At 67.3% G+C, this 17,429-nt stretch carries 13 protein-coding genes; 3 read left to right on the top strand and 10 right to left on the bottom strand.

The window, feature by feature from the left end:
- The first annotated feature begins 2 nt into the window (after positions 1–2).
- Positions 3–3,164, top strand: coding sequence for an efflux RND transporter permease subunit (locus tag O0J73_RS09995; protein ID WP_308308614.1), 3,162 nt, complete (start codon positions 3–5; stop codon positions 3,162–3,164).
- A gap of 160 nt (positions 3,165–3,324) precedes the next feature.
- Here the strand turns inward: O0J73_RS09995 and O0J73_RS09990 are convergent, their stop codons facing one another.
- Positions 3,325–4,230, bottom strand: a complete 906-nt coding sequence (locus O0J73_RS09990) for a LysR family transcriptional regulator (RefSeq protein ID WP_006468189.1) — start codon at positions 4,228–4,230, stop codon at positions 3,325–3,327.
- A 117-nt stretch (positions 4,231–4,347) separates the two neighbouring features.
- Here O0J73_RS09990 and O0J73_RS09985 point away from each other — a divergent pair, with 117 nt between their 5' ends.
- Positions 4,348–5,121 (top strand): SDR family oxidoreductase, encoded by a 774-nt coding sequence (locus O0J73_RS09985; protein ID WP_308308613.1) that lies wholly within the window; start codon positions 4,348–4,350, stop codon positions 5,119–5,121.
- A 77-nt stretch (positions 5,122–5,198) separates the two neighbouring features.
- Here the strand turns inward: O0J73_RS09985 and leuB are convergent, their stop codons facing one another.
- The 9 genes from leuB to ilvC all read right to left on the bottom strand — a co-directional run bounded on the left by leuB (position 5,199) and on the right by ilvC (position 14,859).
- Positions 5,199–6,260, bottom strand: coding sequence for a 3-isopropylmalate dehydrogenase (gene leuB / locus O0J73_RS09980; RefSeq protein ID WP_308308612.1), 1,062 nt, complete (start codon positions 6,258–6,260; stop codon positions 5,199–5,201).
- The gene (gene leuD, locus O0J73_RS09975) at positions 6,250–6,828 is read right to left on the bottom strand and encodes a 3-isopropylmalate dehydratase small subunit (protein WP_049456961.1); all 579 of its coding nucleotides are present in this window, start codon (positions 6,826–6,828) and stop codon (positions 6,250–6,252) included. The genes leuB and leuD overlap by 11 nt, the downstream gene beginning before the upstream one ends.
- Positions 6,828–8,246 carry a 3-isopropylmalate dehydratase large subunit gene (gene leuC / locus O0J73_RS09970; RefSeq protein ID WP_308308611.1) on the bottom strand — a complete coding sequence of 473 codons (1,419 nt, stop codon included), beginning with the start codon at positions 8,244–8,246 and terminating at the stop codon, positions 6,828–6,830. Before leuC ends, leuD begins: the two co-directional genes overlap by 1 nt.
- Positions 8,247–8,306: 60 nt before the next feature.
- On the bottom strand, positions 8,307–9,080 hold the full coding sequence (locus O0J73_RS09965; protein WP_308308610.1) for a class I SAM-dependent methyltransferase: 774 nt from the start codon (positions 9,078–9,080) through the stop codon (positions 8,307–8,309).
- Positions 9,081–9,090: 10 nt separating this feature from the next.
- Positions 9,091–10,677 (bottom strand): 2-isopropylmalate synthase, encoded by a 1,587-nt coding sequence (locus O0J73_RS09960; protein WP_308308609.1) that lies wholly within the window; start codon positions 10,675–10,677, stop codon positions 9,091–9,093.
- Positions 10,674–11,777, bottom strand: coding sequence for a threonine dehydratase (locus O0J73_RS09955; protein WP_308308608.1), 1,104 nt, complete (start codon positions 11,775–11,777; stop codon positions 10,674–10,676). The genes O0J73_RS09960 and O0J73_RS09955 overlap by 4 nt, the downstream gene beginning before the upstream one ends.
- 96 nt (positions 11,778–11,873) lie before the next feature.
- Complete coding sequence (locus O0J73_RS09950) at positions 11,874–12,125, bottom strand: ACT domain-containing protein (protein ID WP_005419108.1); 252 nt, start codon at positions 12,123–12,125, stop codon at positions 11,874–11,876.
- Positions 12,109–13,845 carry an acetolactate synthase 2 catalytic subunit gene (gene ilvG / locus O0J73_RS09945; protein ID WP_049456957.1) on the bottom strand — a complete coding sequence of 579 codons (1,737 nt, stop codon included), beginning with the start codon at positions 13,843–13,845 and terminating at the stop codon, positions 12,109–12,111. The genes O0J73_RS09950 and ilvG overlap by 17 nt, the downstream gene beginning before the upstream one ends.
- A gap of 39 nt (positions 13,846–13,884) precedes the next feature.
- On the bottom strand, positions 13,885–14,859 hold the full coding sequence (gene ilvC / locus O0J73_RS09940; RefSeq protein ID WP_008265163.1) for a ketol-acid reductoisomerase: 975 nt from the start codon (positions 14,857–14,859) through the stop codon (positions 13,885–13,887).
- Between the two features lie 687 nt (positions 14,860–15,546).
- On the opposite strand from ilvC, the gene ggt reads away from it, so the two are divergent.
- Positions 15,547–17,265: a gamma-glutamyltransferase gene (gene ggt, locus O0J73_RS09935; protein WP_308308607.1), complete on the top strand. Its 1,719-nt coding sequence runs from the start codon at positions 15,547–15,549 to the stop codon at positions 17,263–17,265.
- The last annotated feature ends 164 nt before the right edge of the window (positions 17,266–17,429 follow it).

The raw sequence follows: 17,429 nt of genomic DNA, 5'->3' as shown, positions 1-17,429 counted from the left end.
CGGTGCGCCGCTTCAATCTTTCCGAGTGGGCGCTGGCCAACCGTCCACTGGTGCTGTTTGCGATGCTCGCCTTCGCGCTGATCGGCGCGTGGTCGTACAAGCACCTGGGCCAGTCCGAGGATCCGCCGTTCACCTTCAAGGCGATGGTGGTGCGCACGCTGTGGCCGGGCGCCACCGCCGAGCAGGTTTCGCGGCAGGTGACCGAGCCGATCGAGAAGGCGCTGATGAACACCGGCGAGTACGAGTTCATCCGCTCGTACTCGCGCCCGGGCGAATCGCAGGTGATCTTCATGGCCCGCGACAGCCTGCGTTCCCGGCAGATTCCGGACCTGTGGTACCAGGTGCGCAAGCGTGTGGGCGACATCCGGGCGACGCTGCCGCGCGAGATCGTCGGCCCGTTCTTCAACGATGAGTTCGGCGACACCTACGGCAACATCTACGCGCTGACCGGCAAGGGCTTCGACTACGCCGTGATGCGTGACTACGCCGACCGCATCCAGCTGGAACTGCAACGCGTGCCCGACGTCGGCAAGATCGACCTGGTCGGCCTGCAGGACGAGAAGGTGTGGATCGAGCTGTCCAATACCCGCCTGGCCACGCTGGGCGTGTCGATGCAGCAGGTGCAGCAGGCATTGGCCGACCAGAACGCGATCACCGCTACCAGCTTCTTCGAGACCGCCACCGATCGCGTGCAGCTGCGCGTGACCGGCCAGTTCAACGATATCGAGGCGATCCGCCAGTTCCCGATCCGGGCCGGCGACCGGACCGTGCACCTGGGTGACATCGCCGAGGTGAAGCGTGGCTTTGCCGACCCGGCGTCGCCGAAGATGCGCTTCATGGGCGAAGAAGCGATCGGCCTGGCGGTGGCGATGAAGGACGGCGGTGACATCCTCAAGCTCGGTGCCAACCTCGATGCCGAGTTCGAGCGCCTGCAGAAGACCCTGCCGGCCGGCATGCAGTTGCGCAAGGTGTCCGACCAGCCGCAGTCGGTGGAGGAGTCGGTGGGCGAGTTCGTGCAGGTGCTGACCGAGGCGGTGGCGATCGTGCTGCTGGTCAGCTTCTTCTCGCTGGGCCTGCGTACCGGCCTGGTGGTGGGCGTGACCATTCCGCTGGTGCTGGCGATGACCTTCTTCGTCATGCACTACTTCGACATCGGCCTGCACAAGATTTCGCTGGGCGCGCTGGTGCTGGCGCTGGGCCTGCTGGTGGACGATGCGATCATCGCGGTGGAGATGATGGCCACCAAGATGGAGCAGGGCTACGACCGCCTGCGTGCGGCCAGTTTTGCCTGGGAGTCGACCGCGTTCCCGATGCTGACCGGTACCCTGATCACCGCGGCCGGCTTCCTGCCGATCGCCACGGCGGCATCGAGCACCGGTGAGTACACCCGCTCGCTGTTCCAGGTGGTGACCATCGCGCTGGTGGTGTCGTGGATCGCAGCGGTGCTGTTCATTCCGTACCTGGGCGACAAGATGCTGCCGGACCTGTTCAATCCGCAGCCGCCGAAGCCGGGCAGCCTGTCCGCGCGCTGGCATGCCAGGCGCCAGCAGTGGGCCGACCGCTACCCGGCGCTGGCCAACCTGATCGCACCGCCGCAGCACGGGCACGACCATGACCCGTACCAGCGCCCGTTCTACCGCAGCTTCCGTCGCTTCCTGGACGCCTGCCTGCGCCGTCGCTGGTGGGTGATCGCCGCGACCATCGCCCTGTTCGTGTTCTCGCTGATGATGTTCCGCTTCGTGCCGCAGCAGTTCTTCCCGGATTCGACCCGGCCGGAGCTGATGGTGGACATCGAGCTGGCCGAGGGCGCGTCGCTGCGCTCGACCCAGGCCCAGGCCGAGAAGCTGGAAAAGCTGCTGTCCAGCCGCGACGGCATCGCCAACTATGTGTCCTATGTCGGCACCGGTTCGCCGCGCTTCTACCTGCCGCTGGACCAGCAGCTGCCGGCGACCAACTTCGCCCAGTTCGTGGTGCTGGCCAAGGACATCAAGTCGCGCGAAAGCACCCGCGACTGGCTGCTGCACGAGGTGATCCCGAAGTTCCCGGATGTGCAGATGCGCGTGACCCGCCTGGAGAACGGCCCGCCGGTCGGCTACCCGGTGCAGATGCGCATTTCCGGCGAGCACATCGAGAGGGTGCAGGCGATCGCGCGCCAGGTCGAGGCCAAGGTGCGTGAGAACCCGCACGTGATGAACGTCAACCTGGACTGGAGCGAGCCGAGCAAGGTGGTGCGGCTGGTGATCGACCAGGAGCGTGCCCGCGCGCTGGGCGTGAGCAGTGCCCAGGTCAGCCAGTTCCTGTCCAGTTCACTGGCCGGGCAATCGGTGAGCGTGTACCGCGAAGGCAACCGCCAGATCGAGATGCTGCTGCGCGGCCCGGCCGATGAGCGCAACCAGCTGGAACTGCTGTCGAGCCTGTCGATGCCGACCGCCAACGGCGGCAGCATCACCCTGTCGCAGGTGGCGACGATGGAGTACGGCTTCGAGGACGGCATCATCTGGCACCGCAACCGACTGCCGACGGTGACTGTGCGCGCCGACATCAGTGATGGCATGCAGCCGCTGGACGTGGTGCACCAGATCCTGCCGACGCTGGATGGCATCCGTGCCGAACTGCCCAGCGGGTACCTGCTGGAAACCGGCGGTACGGTGGAGGATTCGGCCCGCGGCCAGAACTCGATCAAGGCCGGCATGCCGCTGTTCCTGGTGGTGGTGGCGACGTTGCTGATGCTGCAGCTGCGCAGCTTCTCGCGCGCAGCGATGGTGCTGGTGACCGCGCCGCTGGGCATCATCGGTGCAACCCTGTTCCTGCTGCTGTTCCGCGCGCCGTTCGGCTTCGTGGCACTGCTGGGCACGATCGCACTGGCCGGCATGATCATGCGCAATTCGGTGATCCTGATCGACCAGATCCAGCAGGACATCGACGCCGGCCATGACCGCTGGCATTCGATCATCGATGCCACGGTGCGCCGCTTCCGTCCGATCGTGCTGACCGCGCTGGCTGCCGTGCTGGCGATGATTCCGCTGTCGCGCAGCGCATTCTATGGCTCGATGGCGATCTCGATCATGGGTGGCCTGATCGTGGGTACGGTGCTGACCCTGGTGTTCCTGCCGGCGCTGTACGCGGCCTGGTTCCGGGTAAAGGCAGACGAATCCGGGGCGTGATGCCCCGGGTTTTCCCGGCCTTGGCCTCTGGCAGGTGCCAACCTTGGTTGGCACTGACGCATGCATCCACGCATGGCGTGGATCTACCGCAGCGGGTATTTGCCCGGGTAGGTGCCAACCTTGGTTGGCACTGACGCATGCATCCGCGCATGGCGTGGATCTACTGCAACTGCAGCCCCGCCCGCAGCACCGGCAACAGCCACTCGATGAAGACCTGCACACGTTGCGCGCGATGCTGCCGGTGCGGCTGCAGCAGGGTCACCGGCAGTGGCTGCGCAACGTGCTGCGGCAGCACTTCCACCAATGCGCCTGATTGCAGTTCAGCCTGCACGTCGTAGCGCGGAATCTGCAGCAGCCCGAGCCCAGCCACGCAGCAGGCAATCGACGCTTCGGCGCTGTTCACCCGCACCCAGCCTGGCATCGGTAGCGTGCGCAGCTGGTTGCCGTCCTGCCACTCCCACGCTTCCACCCGCGCCGTGGTCGGCGAAGCGTAGTTCACCGCGCGGTGCTGCTGCAGGTCGGCAGGATGCTGCGGCTCGCCGTGCTCGCGCAGATAGGCCGGTGCGGCAACGTTGACGAAGTCGAGCTGGCCCAGGGTGCGGGCCACCAGGCTGGAGTCGCTCAGCTGGCCGACGCGGAGTACGGCATCGCAGCCATCTTCGATCAGGTTCACCGCACGGTCGGTCATGCCCAGGTCCAGCTCCACCTGCGGGTAGCGTGCGAAGAAGTCGGGCAGGGCCGGGGCGAGGATGCGGCGGCCGATGCGGCTGGGCACGTCGATCTTCAGCAGTCCCACCGGCTGTGCGTCGTCCTGGCGGAACAGTGACTCGGCGTCCTCGACCTCGGCAATCAGGCGCAGGCAACGGGCATGGAACACGTCGCCATCGTGGGTGGTGGAGACCCTGCGGGTCGAACGCTGCAGCAGGCGGGTGCCGAGCCGCTGTTCAAGTTCCGCGATGGCCGCTGACACCGTCGAACGGGGCAGCCCGAGCTGGTCGGCGGCGCGTGTGAAGCTGGCGCACTCCACGACCCGGGTGAAGATGCGGAAGCGATCGATCCGGTCCATTGTTCGCTGGCTCTGGAAAGTTAAGTCAATGTGGCGGGCTTTATCCGCGTTTTCTGCACGATATCGTCGTCAGGGCAGGGTTGCCACCCCGGGCAGCCCCCTCCCGAGACCAACGCCATGTCCGACCATTCCCTCAAGGGCAAGACCGTGCTGATTGCCGGTGGCGCCAAGAACCTGGGCGGCCTGCTGGCCCGCGACTTTGCTGCGCAAGGGGCCAGGGCCATCGTCATCCATTACAACAGCGCCGCCACCCAGGCCGACGCCGAAGCGACGGTTGCCGCCGTGCAGGCCGCTGGCAGCAAGGCCGTCGCCCTGCAGGGAGACCTGACCTCGGCCGCGGCGATGGAGCGCTTGTTCGCCGATGCGGTGGCGGCAGTGGGCCGTCCCGACATTGCCATCAACACGGTCGGCAAGGTGCTGAAAAAGCCGCTGCTGGAGATCAGCGAAGCGGAGTACGACGAGATGAGCGCGGTCAATGCCAAGGCCGCCTTCTTCTTCCTCAGGGAGGCCGGTCGCCACGTCAATGATGGCGGCCGCATCTGCACTTTGGTCACGTCGCTGCTGGGTGCGTTCACGCCGTTCTATTCCAGCTATGCCGGCACCAAGGCGCCGGTGGAACACTTCACCCGCGCGGCGTCGAAGGAGTTCGGTGAGCGTGGCATCTCGGTGACCGCGATCGGCCCCGGTCCGATGGACACGCCGTTCTTCTATCCGGCTGAGAGTGCCGATGCGCAGGCGTACCACAAGACCGCGGCGGCGCTGTCGGCATTCACCCGTACCGGCCTGACCGACATCGCCGACATCGTGCCGTGGATCCGCTTCCTGGTCACCGATGGCTGGTGGATGACCGGGCAGACCATCCTGGTCAATGGTGGGTACACCACCAAGTAGAGCAGCCACGCAGGGCGTGGCTGCGGCGTACCTGTAGAGTCAAGCCATGCTCGACTCTACAGGAGTTGCAGGACAGGTCAGCCCAGCTTCGCCAGCACCGCATCCGTCGCGGCGGCGGTACTCACCGCCTGGCCCTTGGCGGCCAGGTCGGCGGTGAACACGCCGTCGTCCAGCACGGCATGTACTGCGGCTTCCACCGCCGCAGCCTCGGCTTCCAATCCCAACGAATGGCGCAACAGCATCGCTGCGCTGAAGATCGTCGCGTACGGGTTGGCAATGCCCTTGCCGGCGATGTCCGGGGCCGAGCCATGGATCGGCTCGTAGATGCCGACCGCGCCCGGTTCGCCCAGCGACGCCGACGGCAGCAGGCCCAGCGAGCCGGCCAGCATCGAGGCCTCATCGGTGAGGATGTCGCCGAACATGTTCTCGGTGACGATCACGTCGTACTCGCGCGGCTTGGCCAGCAGGTGCATGGCCATCGAATCAACCAGCTGGTGTTCCAGTGCCACGTCCGGGAATTCTTCCCGGCCGATGCGTGCGGCCACGTCACGCCACAGGCGCGAGGTTTCCAGCACGTTGGCCTTGTCCACCGAGGTGACCTTGCCACGGCGCTGTTGCGCCAGGCGGAAGGCGCTGCGCAGCACGCGCTCGATCTCGGCCACGGTGTAGCGGCACAGGTCGCTGGCGCTGTCGGCGTCGCGGGTCTTGTCACCGAAGTAGATGCCGCCGGTCAGTTCGCGCACCACCACGAAGTCCACGCCCTGCAGCAGCTCGGCCTTGATCGGCGAGGCGTGCAGCGCGGCCTCGTGGGTGCGCACCGGGCGCAGGTTGGCATACAGGCCCAGCGCCTTGCGGATCGCCAGCAGGCCCTGTTCCGGGCGTACCTTGGCATTCGGGTCGGACCACTTCGGGCCCCCCACGGCGCCCAGCAGCACTGCATTGGCGGCCTGGCAAGCTGCCAGGGTTTCGGCCGGCAGCGGCTCGCCGTGACGATCGATGGCGATGCCACCGATATCGTGTTCGCTGAAAGCAAAGGTGTGATTGAAGCGTTCGGCGACGGCCTTCAGGACGGCAACTGCCGCGGCGGCCACTTCCGGGCCGATGCCATCACCGGGCAGGACAACAATCTCAGCGTGCATGCTCACTCTCGTAACGTTCGATTTCAGGGACGCGGCCCAACAGATACCCCAACTGGTCGACACCTTCCAGCAGGCAGGTCTGCGAGAAGCCATCCAGCGGGAAGGAATAGACGCGGCCATCCGGGGTGCGCAGTTCGCGCGTGGCCACATCGATGGTCAATTCATCGTCCGGACGCTGCATCAGCGCCTGCACGTCGGCCTCGTCCAGCACGATCGGCAGCAGGCCGTTCTTCAGCGAGTTGCCGCGGAAGATGTCGGCGATCTCGCTGCTGACGATGGCGCGCAGGCCGAGGTCGGTCAGCGCCCACGGTGCATGCTCGCGCGAGGAACCGCAGCCGAAGTTGCGGCCCGCCAGCAGGATGCTGCGGCCGGCGTTGTGCGGCTGGTTGAAGGCGAAGTCGGCCACCGGCGAACCGTCGGCCTGCCAGCGCCAGTCATTGAACGCATTGCGACCCAGGCCGGCACGTTCGGTGGTGGACAGGAACCGCGCCGGAATGATCTGGTCGGTGTCGATATTGGTCTGGCGCAGCACCACGCTGGCCGAGCTCAGGGTACGGAAACCGGCCATCACGCGACCTCCTGTGCGAACAGTTCGCGGGTATCGGCCACCTGGCCTTTCACCGCCGCCCATGCCGCGCTCATCGGCGACGCCAGCAGGGTGCGTGAACCTGGGCCCTGGCGGCCCTCGAAGTTGCGGTTGCTGGTGCTCACGGCCAGCTGGCCCGGGGCGACCAGGTCTCCGTTCATGGCGATGCACATCGAGCAGCCCGGCTCGCGCCACTCGGCACCGGCCGCGCGCACGATCTCATGGATGCCTTCGGCCTCGGCCTCGCGCTTGACGATTTCCGAGCCCGGCACCACCAGCATGCGCACGCCGTCGGCAACGTGGCGGCCACGCAGCACCTGCGCCACTTCGCGCATGTCGCTCAGGCGGCCATTGGTGCACGAACCAACGAACACCACGTCCACCGGAGTACCCGCCAGCGCCTTGCCGGCCTGGAAGTGCATGTAGTCCAGGCCCTTCTGCGCGGCGGCATCGTTGGCGGCCGGAATCGGCGCATCCACCGCGATGGCAGTACCCGGATGAGTGCCCCAGGTCAGGGTCGGGCGGATATCGGCGGCGTCGATGTGCACTTCGCTGTCGAAGCGTGCGCCGTCATCGCTGCGCAGCTGCTGCCAGCGCGCCACGGCGGCGTCGAAGTCGGTGCCTTTGGGGCCGCGCGGGGTTTTGGCGACGAAGTCGAAGGTGACCTGGTCCGGGGCGACCATGCCGGCACGCGCGCCGGCCTCGATCGACATGTTGCACAGGGTCATGCGCTGTTCCATGTCCATCGCTTCGATGGTGCTGCCACGGAACTCGATGACGTGGCCGGTACCACCGTTGACGCCGATCACGCCGATGATGTGCAGGACCACGTCCTTGGCACCAACGCCGGGTGCCAGCGGGCCGTCCACGGTGATCGCAAAGGTCTTGGCCTTGCGCTGCAACAGGCACTGCGTGGCCAGCACATGGCCGACTTCACTGGTGCCGATGCCGAACGCCAGCGAACCGAACGCACCGTGGGTGGAGGTGTGGCTGTCACCGCAGACGATGGTCATGCCAGGCTGGGTGAAGCCTTGTTCCGGGGCGATCACGTGGACGATGCCGCGGTTGTCCGAGGCCATGTCGAACAGCTCGATGCCGTGCTCGGCGCAGTTGCGTGCCAGCGTGGCGACCTGCGCCTCGGAGGCGGCACTGGCGTAGGGCAGGGTGCCGTCGGCGGCGGCCGGCAGGGTTGGCGTGGAATGGTCCATCGTCGCCTTGGTGCGGTCCGGCCGGCGCGGCGACAGGCCGCGCTCGCGCAGCTCGGTGAACGCCTGCGGTGATGTCACCTCGTGGATCAGGTGCAGGTCGATGTACAGCACGGCGGGCGCGCTGTCGGATTCGGGAACCACCACGTGGGCGTCCCACAGTTTGTCGTACAGGGTGCGGGGTGCGGAAGTCATGCGTGTGCCTGGCAGAAGTACGAAGGTGCGGACATCGGGAAAGATAACGAACGGATCATGTCAGCGGCGACGGGCGAGTACCCGCAGCCGCACGTAGTCGGCCAACGGCTGGCCGGCGGCGTTGCGCGGCAGATCGGCCAGCAACGCGGTGGCGGCCTCGCGCACGGTGGCGCGGGCCTCGGCGGGCAGATCGTCCAGCAGCGGTGCAGCGAATACCCGCAACCAGCCGGCGATCCCGGTTGGCAGCGCAGTCGGGCGCGGCGTGCACTCGATCAGCTGCACCTGGAAGCCATGCTGGCGCAGGCGGTCGGCGTAGGCGTCGGCGCTGGGGAAATACCACTGGAAGGCGCTGGCACCGTGGCCATGTGCCACGCGCGCGGCCTGCACCGCGGCGATGATGGTGGCGACGTTGCCGTGGCCGCCGAATTCGGCGACGAAGCGACCGCCGGGGCGCAGCGCGCGGCGCACGCCTTCCAGCACGCGGTCAGTCGTGCCCATCCAATGCAGGGCGGCATTGCTGAACACGGCGTCGAACTCGCTGTCGAACGACAGCGCATGGCCGTCCATCACCTGCGCATCGACACCGCGCGCACGCGCCGCGATCACCAGTTCCGGCGACGCGTCCACGCCGTGGATGCGTGCGCCGCTGAGGGCCAGTTCGGTGCTGAGCACGCCATCGCCACAGCCCAGGTCGAGGATGCGTTCACCGGCGCGCGGGTCGAGCAGGCGCGCCACCGCGCCGCCGAGCAGCGGCACGAAGCCGGCGTCGATCGCATAGTCCTGGGCGTTCCAGTGCTGCCCTGCAGGCAGCGCAGTGGTGTCGAAGGCGCTCATGTCGGGTTCCTCAGGCGGTGGCGGGGGTGGCAACGTCGGTGCTGCTGTGGGCGGCGGCCTGGCGCTGGCGCAGCAGGCGGTTGGCAACATCCAGCCAGGCCAGCGCGGAGGCTTCGATGATGTCCTTGCTGGTGCCGGTGCCGTCGTACTCCACGCCCTCGTGGCGCACGCTCAGGTTGGCTTCGCCACGTGCATCGGCGCCGATGCCGACGCTGTGCACGTGGTAGCTGTCCAGCATCAGCTGCACGCCGGTGGCCGCCGACAGCGCGCCGAACAGCGCATCGACCGGGCCGTCGCCCTGCGCGGTCTCGGCCACGCGGTTGCCATCGGGGTCGGACAGTTCGACCAGCGCGTTGGCGCGGCTGCCGACGTCACTGATGGTCATCGACGCCAGGCGATAGCCCTGCGCGTTGGAGCCGCCCTGCATCAGCGTCTGCAGGTCGGCATCGGTGACCACGCGCTGCTGCTCGCACAGGCCCTTGAACTGCTCGAACACCAGCTTCAGTTCGTCTTCGTCCAGCCAGAAGCCCAGCGCACGCAGGCGCGCTTCGACGGCGGCGCGGCCACTGTGGCGGCCCAGCACCATCTGCGAGTCTTCCCAGCCCACATCTTCCGGGCGCATGATTTCGTAGGTGCCGCGATGGCGCAGCATGCCGTGCTGATGGATGCCCGATTCGTGGGCGAAGGCGTTGGCACCGACGATGGCCTTGTTGCGCTGCACCGGCATGCCGACCAGGCGCTGCAGCAGCTGCGAAGTGCCGACGATGCGCGGGGTGTTGATCGCGCTGTCCTGCTCGTAGAAGGCCTGGCGCACCTTCAGCACCATCGCGATCTCTTCCAGCGAGCAGTTGCCGGCGCGCTCGCCGATGCCATTGACGGTGCATTCGACCTGGCGCGCACCGCCTTCGATGGCAGCCAGCGAGTTGGCCACGGCCAGGCCCAGGTCGTTGTGGCAATGCGCGCTGAAGATCACGTTGGCGGCATTGGGAACGTCGGCAACGCCGGCGATGACCTGCTGGAACATCGCGCGGATCTCTTCCGGCGTGGTGAAGCCAACGGTGTCGGGCAGGTTGATGGTGGTGGCGCCGGCAGCGATGGCCACGCGCGAAACTTCAATCAGGTAATCCAGCTCGGTGCGGGTGGCATCCTCGGCCGAGAATTCGACATCGTCGATGTACGAGCGTGCCAGTGATACGTGCTTGCGCACCGATTCCAGTACCTGCTCGCGGGTCATCCGCAGCTTGTGCTCGCGGTGCAGCGGGCTGGTCGACAGGAACACGTGCAGGCGCGGGTTGGCAGCCGCTTCCAGTGCGCGTGCCGAGGTTTCGATGTCGGCCTGCAGGCAGCGCGACAGCACCGCCAGGCTCAGGCTCGGGCGGCGCAGTTCGCGGCCGATCAGGGCCATCGCCTCACGGTCGGACTGCGAGCTGGCCGGGAAGCCGGTCTCGATGATGTCCACGCCCAGTTCGTCCAGCGCACGCGCCATCACCAGCTTCTGCGGCGGGCTCATGCTGCAGCCGGGGGACTGCTCGCCGTCACGCAGGGTGGTATCGAAGATGCGGATGCGCGGGGTGGTAATTCGTTCAATGGTGGTCACAGGGAAATCTCCTCGACAGCGGGTGCGACGGCTTGCAGGGGGGAAGGGGAAGAGGCAGGGGATGCGGGGGCGCTGGCCTTGCCGGGCGAGCGCGGTGGTGTGCGGTTGGTGTCGCTGCGCCGTCGCCGTGGCTTGCGCGGCGGGCGCGGTCGGATGTCGGTGAGCAGGCCGGCCAGGACGCCGGCATCGATGTTGCCGCCGGAGACCACCGCGCACTTGCGCCGGCCGGCGACGCGGCGGCCGGCGGCCAGCGCCAGCGCACCGGCGCCCTCGGCGATGATGTGTTCTTCCAGCGCCAGCCGGACCAGGGTTTCGCGTAGTTCGGCCTCGCGCACGATCACCACGTCGTCCAGCAGCGAGGTGCACAGGCGGCGGGTCAGGAAGCCGGGGATCTTCACCCGTACGCCATCGGCCAGCGAAGCGGCCGGAGCGATCTCGCGGACGTCGCCACGGATCGCGCGCGCCATCGAATCGACGCCCTCCACCTGCGCACCCACCACGCGAACGCCCTGCGATTTCAGTGCCAGCGCGACGCCGGAGGCCAGGCCGCCACCGCCGATCGGCACGATCACCACATCCGGTGCGTGCGCGGCCAGTTCGATGCCGACCGTCCCCTGGCCGGCGATCACGTCGGCATCGTCGAACGCGGACAGGAAGCGGTAGCCATGGCGCTGCGCCAGTTCCACCGCGAAGGCATAGGCCTCGTCGTAGCTGTTGCCATGCTGGCGCACGGTGGCGCCCCAGTGGGCGACGCCGGCGATCTTGGTTGCCGGAGCGCCGTGCGGCATCACGGTGATGGCGGGCACGTCCAGGCGGTAGGCGGCCCAGGCTACGCCCTGGGCGTGGTTGCCGGCCGAGGCGCAGATCACCGGCCGGGTGTCGCCGCGCTCACGGCCGGCCAGCAACGCATTCAATGCACCGCGTACCTTGTAGGAACCGGTGCGCTGCAGGTTTTCCAGCTTCAGCCAGGTACCGAAGCGCTCTGCATGGTGCAGCGGCGTGGGTGGCAGGAAGCGGCGCAGGCGGGCCTGCGCGGCCAGCACGTCGGCGACGCTTACGTCGCCGACATCGCTTTCCTGGCTGGCATCAGCGGCCGGCATGGGCCACCAGCGGGGTGCGGGCGACCGCCGCATGCGGGCACGGGCGGCGAAGAAGTCGCCTCCGTACCGGCACCGTGGTCGCTACGGTACGGGTGTTCATACGGATGCTCCTTCCACGGCGGTGACCTGCACGGACACGCAGTCGTAGATCTTCTCGATCTGCCGGCACAGCGTTTCCGCCGGGCGCTGGCCATCCACCACCAGCTGCAGGTGCCAGCGGCCATCGTCGGCCGCCACCGGCGCGCCGCTGATCGCACGCGGCGCGAAGCCACGGCGTTCGGCCATGCCGATCACGCGCAGCAGCGCGCCTTCGGCCGGGTGCAGCACCAGGTCAAGCCGGTAGTGCATTGGGGGTCTCCTGGCGGGCGTGGGCGGGATTGCTTTCCAGCATCGTGCTGTTGGCGGTGTTGGGCGGCACCAGCGGCCACACGTTGGCGCGTGCATCGATGGCCACGTGCAGCAGGGCCGGGCCCGGCTCGGCCAGCAGCGCGGCCAGCCCGCCTTCGACGTCGTCGCGTGCATCGATGCGGGTCGCGGCGATACCGAACACCTGCGCCAGCGCCACGAAGTCCGGGTTGTCGGACAGGTCGATCTCGCTGTAACGCTCGGCGAAGAACAGCTCCTGCCACTGCCGCACCATGCCCAGCGAACTGTTGTCCAGCAGCACGATCTTCACCGGCAGCCGGCAACGCGCGATGGTGGCCAGCTCCTGCACGTTCATCATGAAGCTGCCGTCGCCGGACACCAGCACCACGGTGCGATCGGGGCAGGCGAACTGCGCACCCATCGCTGCCGGCAGGCCGAAGCCCATGGTGCCCAGCGCACCGCTGGTGAGGTGGTTGCGCGGATGGTTGAAGCGGCAGTGCTGTGCCACCCACATCTGGTGCTGGCCGACATCGCAGGCGATCACCGCATCGGCCGGCGCCAGCTCGCTCAGGCGCTTCAGCAGGGCCGGGGCGTAGATGTGCTGGCCCGGTGCGTCGTAGCGCGCGGCGAATCGATCACGATGCTGCGCACAGCGCCTGCGCCATGCGTCCTGGTGGGCCTTGGGGGAGGGGAAGGCCGCACGCAGGGCGCGGATGGCATGGCCGACATTGCCGGGCACGGCGACGTCGGCACTGCGCAGCTTGGAGATCTCGTAGGCGTCGGCGTCGATGTGGACGACGCGGGCGAACGGCGCGAACTCGGCCAGCTTGCCGGTGGCGCGGTCGTCGAAGCGCGCGCCCAGCACCAGCAGCAGATCGCTTTCCTGCACCGCCATGTTGGCCGCGCGGGTGCCGTGCATGCCCAGCATGCCCAGCGACTGCGGATGGCTGGCCGGCAGGGCGCCCAGCCCACGCAGCGTCATCACGGTGGGGATGGCGCTGGCCTCGACGAAGTCACGCAGGTCCTGCACCGCATCGCCCAGCGCGATGCCGCCACCGGCGTAGACCACCGGCTTTTCGGCGGCCGCCAGTGCGGCGATGGCTTCGGCGATGGCCGCTTCGGCCGGGGCCGGCGGCGGCTCGACGCTGCTCGGCGCGTGCGCTGGCAGATGGCTGGCATCGGCCAGCTGCACGTCCTTGGGCAGGTCGATCAGCACCGGGCCGGGCCGGCCCTCGCGGGCGATGCGGAAGGCATCGGCGACCACGCGCGGCAGGTCATCGACACTGCGCACCAGCCAACTGTGCTTGACGATCGGCAGGGTCAGGCCGAACACATCCAGCTCCTGGAAGGCGTCGGTGCCCAGCAGCGGCGTGCCGACCTGGCCGGTGATGCAGACCATCGGCACCGAATCCAGCATCGCATCGGCGATGCCGGTGACCAGGTTGGAGGCGCCCGGGCCGGAGGTGGCCACGCAGACGCCGACCTGGCCGCTGGCGCGGGCGAAGCCATTGGCGGCCAGCGCAGCGCCCTGCTCGTGGCGTACCAGGATGTGCTTCAGCGACGAGTCCACCAGCGCGTCGTAGAACGGCATGATGGTGCCGCCGGGATAGCCGAACAGCGTGCGGACGCCTTCGGCTTCCAGCGCCTGGGTCAGCCAGCGCGCGCCGTTGGGCGGCGCGCTGCGGTGTGTCGAAGAGTTCATGGGGGAACCTTGCAAAGCGGGTGGGGGAGGGCCGCGCGGTTAAGCGGCCTGTCCTTGCAACCAGACCATCTTGGCGCGCAGTTCCTTGCCCACCTTTTCGATCGGGTGCTCCAGGTCGGCCTGCTTGAACTTGTTGTAGTTCGGCAGGCCCGCTTCGTACTCGGCTACCCAGTTCTTGGTGAAGGTGCCGTCCTGGATGTCCTTCAGCACTTCCTTCATGCGCGCCTTGGTACCGGCGTCGATCACGCGCGGGCCGCTGACGTAGTCGCCGTACTGCGCGGTCTCGGAAATGAATTCCAGCATGCGCGAGATGCCGCCTTCATAGAACAGGTCGACGATCAGCTTCAGTTCGTGCAGCACTTCGTAGTAGGCGATCTCGGGCTGGTAGCCGGCTTCGACCAGGGTCTCGAAACCGGCCTGCACCAGCGCCGAGGCGCCGCCGCACAGCACCGCCTGTTCGCCGAACAGATCGGTTTCGGTTTCTTCCTTGAAGGTGGTCTGGATCAGGTTGGCGCGGGCGCCGCCCAGGCCACCGGCATAGGCCAGGGCGTAGTCGGCGGCCTTGCCGCTCTTGTCCTGGTAGACCGCCCAGATGCACGGCACGCCGCGGCCGATTTCATACTCGCGGCGCACCAGCGCGCCCGGGCCCTTCGGCGCGACCAGCACCACGTCCAGGTCCTCGCGCGGCTTGATCATGTCGAAGTGAACGTTCAGGCCATGCGCGAACAGCAGCACTGCGCCCTGCTTCATGTTCGGCGCCAACACGTCGTCGTAGAGCTTCTTCTGCACCATGTCCGGGGTCAGCACGGCGACCAGGTCGGCATCCTTCACCGCCTCGGCCGGCGCTTTCACGGTGAAGCCGTCGGCCTGCGCCTTGACCTCGGTCGGGCCGCCCGGACGCAGGCCTACCACCACGTCGAAGCCGGATTCGCGCAGGTTCAGTGCGTGGGCGCGGCCCTGGCTGCCGTAGCCGATGACGGCGATCTTGGTCTGGGGCAGGTCGTTGGTGCTCATGGGGGAAGTTCCTTGCGGTGGGAAGAAAAAAGAACGGCCGGTCGTCGAGGTGACGTACCGGCCGGTCAGGGGAAAGCGGTGGAGGAGGTGCCGCGCATCGCACAGGCACAGCCACCACGAGGCGTCGTGGTGGTGCGGGTCCTGGTTTTGAAGGTGGCGTTGTTCATGGTGGTTGCGTCTGAAACCAGGTCCTGAAATGAAAAAACCCGCACCGGGGCGGGTGCGGGTTTTTGATGAGTTCCGGTGTGTTTGTTGCTTACACGCTGGCTCGTCCCGCACCTGTGGGTTGGGTAATAAGTACGAGCACAAGAATCGAACGCAGCGATGCGGCGCCGGTGTCGGCGGCTTCGATGTGGGTTCGCGGTGGCGTGTTGTGATGCAACATGTGATCGAGAGAAACACAGCCGTTTTGGCGATGTCAACCCTTGCGACACAATTTTTATCGGTTTCCGCTGCATCCGGCGTAATCGCTTGTGGCACAAGGATGGTTGCCGCTGAAAGTGTTTCGGTGAACCCGAATTCACTCTTTTCAGGGCAGCTTTTGCGCGGATTCCGGGTTGTATTCGCCTTGGTGGGTGCGGACCTTGGTCCGCACCAGCAAAGACCTTCGCCCATGACCTCTGCCCGATACCGCGTGAAGGCTGCAGCGGCGAAGATCGGGGACCACCCTTCCATCGGAACCCGACCGTGTCCCGACGTCTTGCCCGTTCCCTGCTGGCCGCCGCCGTGCTGGCCACCGTGCCCGCACTGTCCTCTGCCGCCGACCGCATCACCGGCCACACCTTCGCCACCCGTTCGGAAGTGATCGCGCCCCATGCCATGGCGGCCACATCGCAGCCGTTGGCCACCCAGATCGCACTCGATGTGATGAAGGGCGGTGGCTCGGCGGTGGACGCGGCAATCGCCGCCAACGCTGCACTCGGCCTGATGGAGCCCACCGGCAATGGCATCGGCGGCGACCTGTTCGCCATCGTCTGGGACCCGAAGACGCAGAAGCTGTACGGCTACAACGGCTCGGGCCGCTCGCCGAAGTCGCTGACCCTGGCCGAGTTCCAGCGCCGTGGCCTGAAGGACATCCCCGCCACCGGCCCGTTGCCGGTCTCTGTGCCCGGCGCAGTCGACGGCTGGTTCGCGCTGCACGACCGCTTTGGCCGCAAGCCGATGGCCGACAACCTGGCGCCGGCGATCCGCTACGCCCGCGACGGACATCCGGTGGCCGAAGTGATCGCCTACTACTGGAATCGCTCGGTGCCCAAGCTGTCGCAGTACCCGGGCTTCAAGGAGCAGTTCACGATCAACGGCCACGCCCCGCGCAAGGGCGAGATGTGGAAGAACCCGAACCTGGCCAGCACCCTGCAGAAGATCGCCGATGGCGGGCGCGATGCCTTCTACAAGGGCGATATCGCCCGCACCATCGGCGACTACTTCAAGGCCAACGGCGGTTACCTCAGTTACCAGGACATGACCGACCACCACGGCGAGTGGGTCGAGCCGGTCAGCAGCAACTACCGCGGCTACGACGTGTGGGAACTGCCGCCGAACAGCCAGGGCATCGCGGCACTGCAGATCCTCAACGTACTGGAGGGCTACGATTTCTCGAAGATTCCGTTCGGATCACCGGAACACGTGCACCTGTTCGTGGAAGCGAAGAAGCTGGCCTTCGCCGACCGTGCGCGCTTCTACGCCGACATGGCGTTCCAGCCGGCGCCGGTGCAGAAGCTGATCTCCAAGGAATACGCCGCGCAGCGCCGCGCGCTGATCTCGATGGACAAGGCGCTGAAGGAAGTGCAGCCCGGCACACCGAAGCAGCTGGAAGAGGGCGACACCATCTACATGACCGTGGCCGACGCCGACGGCATGATGGTGTCGCTGATCCAGTCCAACTACCGCGGCATGGGCAGCGGCATGGCGCCGCCGGGGCTGGGCTTCATCCTGCAGGATCGCGGCGAGATGTTCGTGCTGCAGAAGAACCATCCCAACGGCTACGCGCCGGGCAAGCGGCCGTTCCAGACCATCATCCCGGCTTTCATCACCAAGGGTGGCAAGCCGTACGCCAGTTTCGGCGTCATGGGCGGGGCGATGCAGCCGCAGGGCCACGCGCAGATCGTGATGAACCTGGTGGACTTCGGCATGAACCTGCAGGAAGCCGGTGATGCGCCGCGCATCCAGCACGAGGGCTCGACCGAGCCGACCGGGCAGGCCACGGCGATGACCGACGGTGGTGAGGTGAATCTGGAAACCGGATTCCCGTATGAAACGGTGCGTGCGCTGATGCGCAAGGGGCATCGCATCGTGTTCGCCGACGGCCCGTATGGCGGGTACCAGGCGATCATGCGTGATCCGGATACCGGGGTTTACTACGGTGCGTCGGAGAGCCGCAAGGATGGGCAGGCGGCGGGGTACTGAGGTTTCCCTGCCAACGGGCGCAGCCCCCTCGCGGCTGATCGCCAAGGCAGGTTCATGCGTTGGGGCGTGCGGGTGGGAGTGCCGGGGGACGCCGTGAATACGTCCCTGTAGGCTTAGCCGCGCCATCCATGGCGCGGATACCCCCGCCACCGGACCCAGCCCAC

Origin of the sequence: Stenotrophomonas sp. Sm6012 (genome assembly GCF_030985895.1) — a bacterium.
Lineage (GTDB): Bacteria > Pseudomonadota > Gammaproteobacteria > Xanthomonadales > Xanthomonadaceae > Stenotrophomonas > Stenotrophomonas forensis.
Note: the sequence above shows the minus strand (reverse complement) of the source record. Positions and strands in the feature narration are given on the sequence as shown.

Coding starts and splice junctions, on each gene's coding strand:
- O0J73_RS09990 (WP_006468189.1), bottom strand. CDS start 4,230: ATGGACCGGATCGATCGCTTCCGCATCTTCACCCGGGTCGTGGAGTGC.
- O0J73_RS09985 (WP_308308613.1), top strand. CDS start 4,348: ATGTCCGACCATTCCCTCAAGGGCAAGACCGTGCTGATTGCCGGTGGC.
- leuB (WP_308308612.1), bottom strand. CDS start 6,260: ATGCACGCTGAGATTGTTGTCCTGCCCGGTGATGGCATCGGCCCGGAA.
- leuD (WP_049456961.1), bottom strand. CDS start 6,828: ATGGCCGGTTTCCGTACCCTGAGCTCGGCCAGCGTGGTGCTGCGCCAG.
- leuC (WP_308308611.1), bottom strand. CDS start 8,246: ATGACTTCCGCACCCCGCACCCTGTACGACAAACTGTGGGACGCCCAC.
- O0J73_RS09965 (WP_308308610.1), bottom strand. CDS start 9,080: ATGAGCGCCTTCGACACCACTGCGCTGCCTGCAGGGCAGCACTGGAAC.
- O0J73_RS09955 (WP_308308608.1), bottom strand. CDS start 11,777: ATGCCGGCCGCTGATGCCAGCCAGGAAAGCGATGTCGGCGACGTAAGC.
- O0J73_RS09950 (WP_005419108.1), bottom strand. CDS start 12,125: ATGCACTACCGGCTTGACCTGGTGCTGCACCCGGCCGAAGGCGCGCTG.
- ilvG (WP_049456957.1), bottom strand. CDS start 13,845: ATGAACTCTTCGACACACCGCAGCGCGCCGCCCAACGGCGCGCGCTGG.
- ilvC (WP_008265163.1), bottom strand. CDS start 14,859: ATGAGCACCAACGACCTGCCCCAGACCAAGATCGCCGTCATCGGCTAC.